The organism is Caballeronia sp. (assembly GCF_049581465.1).
GTDB lineage: Bacteria > Pseudomonadota > Gammaproteobacteria > Burkholderiales > Burkholderiaceae > Caballeronia.
This window is the reverse complement of sequence record NZ_JBAUSA010001413.1, coordinates 1-7507: the sequence shown is the minus strand read 5'-3', so window position 1 is coordinate 7507 and position 7507 is coordinate 1. Positions and strand designations below refer to the sequence as shown.

The 7507-nt window shown below is 58.7% G+C and carries 4 protein-coding genes and 1 pseudogene; 2 read left to right on the top strand and 3 right to left on the bottom strand.

The features are described 5' to 3' along the window. Positions 1-1162: DUF3300 domain-containing protein (locus WCA53_RS34205; protein ID WP_423922660.1), on the bottom strand; the 1162-nt coding region annotated here is incomplete at its 3' end. Between the two features lie 872 nt (positions 1163-2034). On the opposite strand from WCA53_RS34205, the gene WCA53_RS34200 reads away from it, so the two are divergent. Both WCA53_RS34200 and WCA53_RS34195 read left to right on the top strand, forming a co-directional pair. Continuing rightward, positions 2035-4740, top strand: coding sequence for an MGH1-like glycoside hydrolase domain-containing protein (locus WCA53_RS34200; protein ID WP_423922665.1), 2706 nt, complete (start codon positions 2035-2037; stop codon positions 4738-4740). A 10-nt stretch (positions 4741-4750) separates the two neighbouring features. After that, the gene (locus tag WCA53_RS34195) at positions 4751-6229 is read left to right on the top strand and encodes an alpha-amylase family glycosyl hydrolase (protein ID WP_423922657.1); all 1479 of its coding nucleotides are present in this window, start codon (positions 4751-4753) and stop codon (positions 6227-6229) included. A gap of 5 nt (positions 6230-6234) precedes the next feature. Here the strand turns inward: WCA53_RS34195 and WCA53_RS34190 are convergent. Both WCA53_RS34190 and WCA53_RS34185 read right to left on the bottom strand, forming a co-directional pair. Further along, positions 6235-6493, bottom strand: a pseudogene (locus WCA53_RS34190) (integrase); the annotation flags it as partial. Between the two features lie 22 nt (positions 6494-6515). Beyond that, complete coding sequence (locus WCA53_RS34185; protein ID WP_423922654.1) at positions 6516-7034, bottom strand: hypothetical protein; 519 nt, start codon at positions 7032-7034, stop codon at positions 6516-6518. Between the last annotated feature and the right edge of the window lie 473 nt (positions 7035-7507).

Here is a 7507-nt window from a genome sequence, read left to right as displayed (position 1 = left end):
TGCTGGCCCGGTGGTCCGGCCGTGCCGCGCGATCGTTGACGCCTGCAACATTCCCTCCGCCGCTGCGGGCAGCCACACCGGCGTTGTTTCTTCCGCCGCTTCGGTCGGCCACGCCGGCGTCGTTTCTTCCACCGCCGCGATCACCCACAGTGGCGTTGTTTCTTCCGCCGCCGCGATCACCCACGCCGGCATTGTTCGATCCACCTGCGCGGTTGCCTGCGTCACCGTTGCGGCCACGGAAGTCACCGCGTGCGTCGGCGCCGGAGACATTCTTTGCGAACTTCTCGCGGGACGCATTGTCACGGTAGGCGACACCTTGGCGATGGCTCGCGTCATGCTGCCACTTGCCGCCCTGAACCTTGGTGCGATCAAAATTGCGATCGATATTGGCCGCCTTGTTGACGTTGATATTGACGTCCCCGCCCCCCCAATTGCAGTTGCCGAAAATTGCTCCGGCGGCGGCAAGGCCGACGCCAAAGGCAAGTCCAGTGGCAAGCGCGGCGCCTGGATAATAAGCCGGGGCCGGAGGCCAGTAGTACGGCGGGTAACTCGGATAGCCCCACGTACCGTACACGACGGTCGGGTTGTAGGCCGGCACGTAGATGACCTGCGGATTCGCCGGTTCGATGCGCACGATGGTCTGTGAAGCTTGGCCGCCCGCCGGCGCAGGTTCCACGGTCACGCTTTGTTGCTCATTGGACTTCAGATTGCCCGATTCCTGCGCACGCGCGCGCAGTCGCTGCACCGCCGCAAGCACGTCCTTCTCCTGTGCGAGGAAGGCGTCGCCAAGCTTCTGGGTCCAGTCGAGCTTGTCGCTCATGGGCTCGAGTACCTGCGGAAACGCGACCAACGATTTCACGCTGACATCCCACGACTGTCCCTCTACCGCCTTCACGGCTGCATCGCCCTTGATATTCGGATTGGCCTTGACCCAACGCGCGGCATGTACGATCTCCAGCGGATAGGTGGAGGCCATCAGTACCTGAGACAAGACAGAGTCCGGATAGAGTGCGATCGGTGCAACCAGCGCCTCAATCTCCTCTGGCTTGAATGTCGGCTGCTCCGGTTGATTCTGGGCGCTCACACCAGTCGAACCCGTCATCAGTACAACCAGGAACCACATGCGGACCGCTTGCGAAAGTCTTTCGCTCCACCGATTCATGGTTGCTCCTCCCGACTGATCACGATGCCAGATGGCGCGCAGATTTCCTGTTGCCGGTGGCGAGGCCCAGCCGGTGACAGCGCCTGTCCCGACCGATCGCAGCACGCGCTCACACGTGGCTTACGCACACCCGGTTGAGGCGTAGCCAGCTGTGCCAGCGCAACCGGGTCGGCATCAGTATTTTGCGTTGTCCAAGCTTGGCAGTGCGTACTGTTATCCTGTTGAAGCCGCGGATTTTTTCCTTCGATGGACGGATGATGAGTCGCTGAACGGCAACCGGAATGGGGCAGCGGCAACCACAGCGAACCAGTCAAACCTACCTGCCTCGCCGGCCTTCTCAAGCTTCATTATTGATCGCTGGAATGTTCAGTCACAATCAGCCTTTAGTCCTATTGTGGCCCTATCCCGCGACAACTACATTGAAATTGCGCCATCCCGTTTCATGCGTGTTTGGGGATCCAATGTCCTCTGAGTGACAGCTTCACAGTCGAACTTGCGCGTTGTTAGCACTTGGCGATGCGCGCTCAGCAGAGTGCGGTGTAATGGGCTGCCTAATGGCGACCATACAAAACGTAGAAAACCAATAATTCAACTCATTTCGAACTTGCCACACTCGTGATCCCAGCCACAGCTGTAATCTGCGCAATCCGGGGCAGCATGCCTGAGCCTGGTAACGAGTTGCATCTATTGCGAATCCTTCGTCCAGTGTCTGCTATTCAACCCCGCCGCCCGTCAGGCCGGGGCGGCGTTCGTGTATGCCAGGAAGACTGTTGTCTGGCGCGTGGAACGTAGCCCTCTTTGCGGCGCCCGAAACCTGCACGGGCGTTCTCGCCCTCGAAATTCAGGAGAAGATCGTGGATGTAGCGGAGCAAATGCGTTTAAACGAGACGCGTCAAGCCCAGGTTCCATGGAAGAAGTGGGGGCCTTATCTGAGTGAGAGGCAGTGGGGGACGGTCAGAGAGGACTACAGCGATAACGGCGACGCCTGGAACTACTTCACTCATGATCAGGCGCGCTCACGTGCCTACAAGTGGGGAGAGGACGGACTCGGCGGCCTTTGCGACGACCACCAACGGATGTGCTTTGCGCTGGCATTGTGGAATGAGCGCGACCCGATTTTGAAGGAGCGCCTCTTTGGCCTCACGAATGGCGAGGGCAACCATGGCGAGGACGTCAAAGAATACTACTTCTACATCGACAGCACGCCCACTCACTCCTACATGAAGTACCTCTATAAATACCCCCAGCGGGAGTACCCCTATCAGGACCTGGTCGAGACCAACCGCAAGCGTTCACGGCAAGAATTTGAGTATGAGTTGCTCGACACGGGGATCTTCGATGATGACCGGTATTTTGATGTGTTCGTCGAGTACGCCAAGGCAGATCCTGAAGACATCCTTGTCCGGATTTCGGTACACAACCGCGGGCCGCAGGCGGCCCCGTTAAGAGTATTGCCGACACTATGGTTTCGCAACACCTGGTCCTGGGGGGACGACGATCGGAAGCCGTCGCTGCTCGAGGCTGGACCTGGTGTCATTTGCGCGACGCACCATGAGCTGGGCCAGTACTGGCTCCATTGCGAGGGTGATCCGGAGTCGCTGTTTACCGAGAACGAGAGCAATGTGCGGCGTCTGTGGGGAGGACCCAATGCGTCTCCTTACGTCAAGGATGCATTCCACAGCTATATCGTCTCGAATCAGAGCGATGCGGTAAATCCCGCGAAGACGGGAACGAAGGTCGCTGCTCACTATAACTTCGAGGTGCCTGGTGGGGGAAGCAAGATGATCCGGCTACGGCTGACGACCACCAGAATGAACGATCCCTTCGACGGATTCGACAAGATATTCGAGAGCCGTGTCGCCGATGCGGACGAGTTCTATCAACGGATCGCACCACACGCGCTGACAGAAGATCAACGCCGTGTGCACCGCCAGGCGCTGGCTGGAATGCTATGGGGCAAGCAGTATTACTACTTCGACCTGGAGAAGTGGCTACGTGAGCACAAGAGTCATCCTTTGCTCGAGTCCGTCCGTCGCGACGTGCGCAACACGGACTGGTTTCACATGCTGAACGCCGACGTGATCTCCATGCCGGACAAGTGGGAATATCCTTGGTACGCGGCCTGGGACCTTGCCTTCCATACCGTCTGCATGGCGCTGGTGGATTTCGATTTCGCCAAGGATCAACTGCTGCTGATGCTGAGAAGCCTGTACTTCCACCCGAGCGGACAAATTCCGGCTTACGAGTGGAACTTCAGCGACGTAAATCCGCCGGTGCACGCGGCTGCGACACTCTGGCTATACAAATATGAGAAGCAGCTGGGCCGCGCTGATCCCCGGTTCCTTGAGCGATCGTTTCAGGGTTTGATGCTCAATTTCAACTGGTGGGTCAATCGCAAGGATCCCAGCGGGCGCAACGTCTTCGCCGGCGGTTTTCTGGGGCTGGACAACATCGGCGTCTTCGACCGCAGCGCGCAGCTTCCGACCGGCGGGTCGCTTGAGCAGGCGGACGGGACGGCGTGGATGGCGTTCTATTGCCAGAACATGCTGGAGATCGCCCTTATCCTGTGCGAGTACGACCCGATCTATGAGGAGATCGCCTTCAAATTTATCCGGCATTTTATGTGGATTGCCTATGCGATGGACCGTCGCGGCGAACATCATGACGAAATGTGGGACGAGCAGGACGGATTTTTCTATGATTTGCTGCGTCTCCCAGACGGCCGGGCGACCCGTTTAAAAGTGAGATCGATGGTGGGACTGTTGCCGCTATGCGCGTCGACGGTGTTTGAAGCGGATTCCGCCGCCCGCTATCCGAAGCTGATGGAGTTGATCGCCCAGTTTCGACAACGTCACCCCGAATTGATGGCCCAGATAGCCCCGACGGAAGCTGGTTTCATCGGTCATAAGGAAAGGCGTCTGCTGTCTGTCCTCAATAAAAGGAAGCTCGAGCGTGTGCTTGGCTATCTTCTCGACGAGGGCGAGTTCCTCGGACCGCACGGCATTCGCTCGCTCTCGCGTTATCACCTTGAACATCCGTTTATCTTCAAGGTCGGTGACGACGAGTACAAAGTGCAGTACCTGCCGGCGGAATCGGATACCGGGATGTTCGGGGGCAACTCGAACTGGCGCGGTCCGGTCTGGATGCCAGTCAATATGCTTATCGTCCGGGCGCTAGTGAATCTGTACAGCTTTTACGGTGATGAATTCAAGGTTCAATGTCCCACGGGTTCCGGCCCGCAGATGACGCTGTTCGAGGTGGCCCAGGAGATTGTCCGGCGATTGACGGGCACGTTCTTGCGCGATGAGAAAGGACGACGGCCGGTCTATGGCGGATCCGCCAAATTTCAGGAAGATCCGCACTGGCGCGACCTGATCCTGTTTTACGAGTACTTCCACGGTGACAATGGCGCAGGCCTCGGTGCCAGCCACCAGACGGGGTGGACAGGGTTGGTCGCCCCGCTGCTGGACCTGTTTGCGCGCATCGACGCTAAAACCCTGCTTGAAACAGAACGCGGGACTCTGATGGCGAGGGTCGTCAGGGAGCAGGTCCGCGGAGAAGCCACAAGTGACGAGTGACGGAGGAACGATGTCCGGCGTACGCTATCCGGCGTTATTTCAAATCAACACGCGTGTCTGGTTTACTGCGTTGTCACGTGAGCTGGGAAGGCGCGTCACGTTCGACGACATTCCCGACGCCGAGCTGGATCGCCTCGCCGGGCTCGGTTTCGACTGGGTCTGGCTCCTGAGCATCTGGCAAACAGGCGAGGCGGCGCGGGCCGTTTCGCGCGCCGGACCTGAATGGCGCCGCGAGTTCGCGGAATTGTTACCGGACCTCAAGGACGAAGACATCGCCGGTTCCGGGTTCGCCATTCAGAGCTACAGCGTCCATCGCGATCTTGGCACCGCTGAATCGCTCGCCCGATTGCGACAGCGGCTCAAGCAGCGCGGACTGAATCTGATGCTCGACTTCGTTCCGAATCACATGGCGCCGGATCACTCATGGATTGAGGAGCATCCGGACCATTTTGTCCATGGCAGCGAGGCTGACCTGGCTTGCTCACCCCAAAACTACTGCCGGGTGGCGTCAAGAGCAGGGCCACTTTTGCTCGCCTATGGGCGCGATCCGTACTTCGACGGATGGCCCGACACCGTTCAGCTGAACTACGGCAACCCGGCGTTGCAGCAGGCAATGATCGGCGAACTGGAGAGAATCGCCGGGCAATGCGATGGGGTGCGATGTGACATGGCCATGCTGGCCTTGCCGGATGTGTTCGAACGCACTTGGGGCATCCGCACCGATCACTTCTGGCCGAAGGCCACCGAATCCGTGCGGCGCAAGTACCCGCTGTTCAAGTTTGTCGCTGAGGTCTACTGGGATCTGGAGTGGACGATGCTGCAGCAGGGGTTCGACTACGCGTACGACAAGCGGCTGTACGACCGCCTTCGCGATGCACACGCCCGGCCGGTACGCGAGCACCTGCACGCCGGTCCCGATTACCAGGACAGGTTGGTTCGCTTCATGGAAAACCACGACGAACCGCGGGCCGCAGCGACCTTCGCACCGGGCATCCATCGGGCCGCGGCCATCATCACCTATCTCTCACCGGGCCTGCGCTTTTTCCATCAGGGCCAGTTCGAAGGCTGCAGGAAACGTATCTCGCCGCACCTGGCGCGCGGGCCGCAGGAGCGCGCCGACCCTGAGTTGCAAAGGTTCTACGCCACTCTGCTGGCGGTGCTGCGGCAGCCGGTCTTTCGTGACGGTACGTGGAGCCTGATCGACTGTGTGCCGGCATGGGAGGGCAACTGGACCTGGGATTGCTTTATTGCGTGGTACTGGCAGCGCGATGATGGCGAGCGGCGAATCATTGCCGTCAACTACGCCGACAACCAGAGCCAGTGTTACGCCCGAATTCCACCTTCAGACGTAACCGGACGTACGGTCCGGGTGAAGGACCTGATGGAGGAGACCAGTTTTGATCGCGACGGAGAGGGTCTCGCAAAGCGTGGTCTTTACCTTGATCTGCCGCCCTGGAGCTACCATGTCTTCGAAATGACTACGTCATGAACGTGCTGCATAACTGTCGCTCGTGACGCGACACGTTGTCTTTTGTAGATATCGCGCAGTCGCAGTTTGGTCAGATCGCATGCTCTCAACTTGCTGTCGACGGCCAGGTTGAACATCGCCCGGATCGCGTGTTCTCGCTAAGAGTTGCAGGCGGATCGGGATGGCCCATATCTCCTTGAGTTTCAGCGGCGGCTTCTGTCCTGCGAACCTGCCCTTGTTCCACGGCACGCGCGCTGCTCGACCTTCAACTGCCGCTCGACGCATGGCGCTAACCTCAGAGCTCGGATTAAAAACCGTGCCGAACAGAAAGCGTCGCGCCGGTATCGTGTGAATGGAGAACCGCGACACGCCCCGTGGCGGAAAAGACCCAGTCATCGACTGTTAACGAGAGTCGTCGCTGCGGTTGCGCGCCGAGCGTTAGAGTCGCGTTCGGCAACTGGACGATCGAGAGTTGCGGTGTCGTCGACAGACCCGGGCCTAGAAAATTCGATGCCTGCTGCGGCGCCGGATCAGGTGTCGGCGGGGTTTTCCCGGCGTCGAATCGAAAGTTGTGCGTTACCTGTGCACTATAAAAGCCTTCGATTTGCGAGTAATACGGGCTTCCTTGATTCGACTGAAATACCATTTCGTAGCGGTGCAAATAGCTTTGCGGGTCCGGAATGGACGGAACAAAGTCCACGGGCAGAGGCGCGATGCTCGCAACTGTCATCTCTTGGGGCGAATCGATGACAAGGCCATCCGCGAACGCATATCCACTGAGCAAAGAGAATATGACAGCGGCAATCCTGTCGTTCATGCACGTCATGGGCATGCCTCCAATGAAGGAGTTGAAACGTAACAGTACTGACCGTTACTTCTGAACGGACCGCCTTTGCAGCGTCGCTCGCACACACATTGTAGTCAGTCCCTCGCGTCTGGCTACCCTGATTTGCCCTGAAGAATGCGCGCGAACACCCAAACTGATAACGAGCAAATAACATACCGAATTGGGGATGCGCAATAAGGTTTTCCCGAGTAAATGCGATAGGTGCAGACGGGGCGAACGCCCTGACTCGACATTGGGAGGAGGTTGTCCCGAGAGTAAGGCGCGCGGTCAGAACGTCAGTCGTGAATGCTACTTCTTCCCATAGCTATCCCGTGCGCGCTGCGCTATTGCCAAGACGTCGAGAGCCTTAAAATAGCCATTGGATGGTCCGAGAGGGACAATGGCGGCCTTGGATTCGGCTAGCCGGCCGAAAAGGCAACCACCGGCCTTTTCGTTCAGCGTGCCTCCTGCAC

Bases quoted from the DNA above. Each gene is read 5' to 3' on its own strand.
- WCA53_RS34185 (WP_423922654.1), bottom strand. From the start codon at position 7,034: ATGACGTGCATGAACGACAGGATTGCCGCTGTCATATTCTCTTTGCTC.
- WCA53_RS34200 (WP_423922665.1), top strand. From the start codon at position 2,035: ATGCGTTTAAACGAGACGCGTCAAGCCCAGGTTCCATGGAAGAAGTGG.
- WCA53_RS34195 (WP_423922657.1), top strand. From the start codon at position 4,751: ATGTCCGGCGTACGCTATCCGGCGTTATTTCAAATCAACACGCGTGTC.